Here is a 2,896-nt window from a genome sequence, read left to right as displayed (position 1 = left end):
CGAGCGCTCGCGCACGCTGGAGGTGATGCTCGCGGACGCCGTGGTCATCGGGATCGAGGGGCGCCAGGTGCAGCTGTCGCACAAGACCGCCGCGCTGGCGAACAGGCTCAACGAGCAGCACCATTCGCGCACCATCGCCGAGGCGCTGTCCGCGGTCTTCGGCGGCGAGTGGACGACCACAGTGCAGCAGGGCGGCGCGGCCGCTCCGCCCGCCCCGGTGCGCGGTGGCCGCGGCGGTGCCGCACCGGCCGGAACTGCGAATACGGCGAGTCCCGCTCGCAGGGGCACCGCGGCGGGTAGCTCTGCACAGTCGCCGGCACAGGCGCCGGGAGAAACCGGTCCGCAGGCCTACGGTGCCGTGCGGCAACAGCAAGCACCACAGCAACAAGCACCGACACAGCAGCAGGCCTCTGCCCCACAGGGGCGCGGGGAACCACACGGTGGCCGCCGGCCGCAGCCGCCGGAGGACATCCCACCGCCGCCCGAGGACCCGGAGCCGCCCGAGGCGTGGGGCGACCGCGAGCAGTGGAGCACTGCGCGGCCGCCGCAGCATGCGGGTGGCGGGGAGCAGGGACCTGCGCCGTCACAGGCGAATGGTTCCGGTCCCGCACGCGGGCCGGAGACTGGTTCAGGGGCCGCGACCACGGGCGAGGCGAACGGGGACAAGCCGCGTCGCCGCACGTGGAGCGAGCGGGCCGCCGCCGCGCAAGCCGCGGAGGCGCCGCACACCGGCACGAAGATCGCCGGGATCGACCCGCAGGGGCCGCCTGTCAGCGAGCAGGAGATGGTCGACGAGGCCAGGCTAGGCCCGCAACACATGGACCACAGGACGCCGGACGAGATCGCGCTCGCCCTGCTCAAGCAGCACCTCGGCGCCACGCCGCTCGAGTAGCAGGTCCCGGGCGTGGCGCCCGGCGCGGCGGGCGCGGCGAGTGTCGGAGCGCGCGGATAGTCTGGGTACCCAGAACGGCCGTTGAAGTAGATGCACCTCGGCTTCCTGGAGGCGGGAGACCTGCCTCCAGGGAGTCGACCACCCGAACACATAGGAGAACCCATGCAGCCCGATGGAATGCAGTCCGGAGATATGAGCCAGCTCCTCGCCCAGGCGCAGCAGATGCAGCAGCAGCTCGCCGCCGCGCAGCAGGAGATCCAGCAGTCGGAGGTCGTGGGTGAGGCGGGCAACGGGCTCGTCAAGGTCACCATGGAGGGCACCGGCAAGATCACAAACGTGCAGATCGATCCCAAGGTCGTCGACCCGGAGGATGTCGAGACGCTGCAGGATCTCCTCGTCGGCGCGCTCGCCGATGCCCACTCGAAGGTCGCGAACCTCGCGGAGGACAAGCTCGGACCCCTCGCCGGCGGCATGGGCGGCGGGCTCGGGGACATGATGGGCGGGCTCGGCCTCTAGATGCCGCGTCCCCACCTGCCCACAGAGCTATAGAGAACGAACGGACACTGTGTACGAAGGTCCAGTACAGAACCTCATCGACGAGCTGGAGAAGCTCCCCGGCATCGGGCCGAAGAGCGCGCAGCGCATCGCTTTTCACCTCCTCCAAGTCGAGCCCGAGGACATCGAGAGGCTCCAGTCCTCGCTCGGCTCGATCCTCTCGGGGGTCACGTACTGCGAGGTGTGCGGCACGGTGTCCGCGGAGAAGCGCTGCCGGATCTGCTCGGATCCGCGGCGCGATCTGTCGCTCGTCTGCGTCGTCGAGGAGCCGAAGGACGTGCAGGCCATCGAGCGCACCAAGGAGTACTCGGGCGTCTATCACGTGCTCGGCGGGAGCCTCGATCCCATCAACGGGATAGGCCCCGATCAGCTACGGATCTCCCAGCTCCTGCGCCGCGTCGCCGGATCGACGCCGGAGGCGGCCACGGAATCGGAGACCGCGGACGGCGCCGAGGCCCCGGAGCCGGTCGAGGTCGGCGAGGTCATCATCGCCACCGACCCGAACACCACGGGCGAGGCAACGGCCTCGTACCTCGTCCGGCTGCTCCGGGACTTCCCGGGGCTCACCATCAGCCGGCTCGCTTCCGGGCTGCCGATGGGCGGGGACCTCGAGTTCGCCGACGAGATCACGCTCGGGCACGCCTTGTCCGGGCGACGCGTGCTCTCGCAGTCGAAGGGGGCCTAGGGGAGTAGCGATACCAGGCTTCCGTGCCCGGCCGCTAGCCCGCCTCTGGCGCCCTTCGCTCGGCGGCTAATTCCGCGCTGCCGCCCGCCGCTCGCTCCGCAACCGCTCCTGCGCTGGCACCTCGACGGGCTCCAGCGCATCCACGCCGAGCGCGCGGCTCAGCAGGAGGTCGGCGAGCTCGGGGTTCCGCGAGAGCGCCGGCCCGTGCATGTACGTCGACACGATGCTGCCCTGGACCACGCCCTCGCTCCGGTCGGCGGCAGGCGCCGATCCGCCCGCCGTGCCATTGCCGATGCCCGCCGTCACACTTCCCAGAGGGGAGGCGTCGGGGCCGAGAACGGTGGCCCCCATGTGGTTCTCGAAGCCGAGCAGCGGGGCCGAGAGGCCCGCGAGCTGCGGCGTCGAGGCGACCTCGCCGATGGAGCGGGACTTCTGCGGCGAGGTGGTCACGTCGAGTAGGCCCAGTCCGGGGACGCGCGAGCCGTCGGCGATCGCGAACCACTCGCCGAAGATCTGCATGCCCGCGCAGATCGCGAGCACGGGCGTGCCCTTCGCGACCGCCGCCTGGAGCCCGCGGAACTTCTGCAGGTGCTGCGTGGCGAGGACCTGCGCCGAATCCTCGCCGCCGCCGAGGGCGTAGATATCGCAGGACTCCGGCACGACATCGTCGAGCGTGATCCGCTCGATCTCCGCCGAATACCCGCGCCACCGCAGGCGTTGCCGCAGGATGAGCGCGTTGCCATCGTCCCCGTACGTGCCCATGA

3 protein-coding genes and 1 pseudogene are annotated in these 2,896 nt (G+C 71.1%); 3 read left to right on the top strand and 1 reads right to left on the bottom strand.

The window, feature by feature from the left end:
* The 3 genes and pseudogenes from V7E05_RS14025 to recR all read left to right on the top strand — a co-directional run.
* A pseudogene (locus V7E05_RS14025) lies at positions 1-892 on the top strand (hypothetical protein); the annotation flags it as partial.
* A gap of 162 nt (positions 893-1,054) precedes the next feature.
* Positions 1,055-1,408 (top strand): YbaB/EbfC family nucleoid-associated protein, encoded by a 354-nt coding sequence (locus V7E05_RS14020; RefSeq protein WP_333620246.1) that lies wholly within the window; start codon positions 1,055-1,057, stop codon positions 1,406-1,408.
* Between the two features lie 49 nt (positions 1,409-1,457).
* Complete coding sequence (recR, locus tag V7E05_RS14015) at positions 1,458-2,132, top strand: recombination mediator RecR (RefSeq protein WP_333620245.1); 675 nt, start codon at positions 1,458-1,460, stop codon at positions 2,130-2,132.
* A 66-nt stretch (positions 2,133-2,198) separates the two neighbouring features.
* Here the strand turns inward: recR and V7E05_RS14010 are convergent, their stop codons facing one another.
* Positions 2,199-2,894: a type 1 glutamine amidotransferase gene (locus tag V7E05_RS14010; RefSeq protein WP_333620244.1), complete on the bottom strand. Its 696-nt coding sequence runs from the start codon at positions 2,892-2,894 to the stop codon at positions 2,199-2,201.
* Positions 2,895-2,896 lie beyond the last annotated feature (2 nt).

The sequence above is a fragment of the Dietzia sp. genome (assembly GCF_036741115.1).
Lineage (GTDB): Bacteria > Actinomycetota > Actinomycetes > Mycobacteriales > Mycobacteriaceae > Dietzia.
Note: the sequence above shows the minus strand (reverse complement) of the source record. Positions and strands in the feature narration are given on the sequence as shown.

Excerpts from the sequence above, each read along its gene's own strand:
- V7E05_RS14010 (WP_333620244.1), bottom strand. The coding sequence starts at position 2,894 with ATGGGCACGTACGGGGACGATGGCAACGCGCTCATCCTGCGGCAACGC.
- V7E05_RS14020 (WP_333620246.1), top strand. The coding sequence starts at position 1,055 with ATGCAGCCCGATGGAATGCAGTCCGGAGATATGAGCCAGCTCCTCGCC.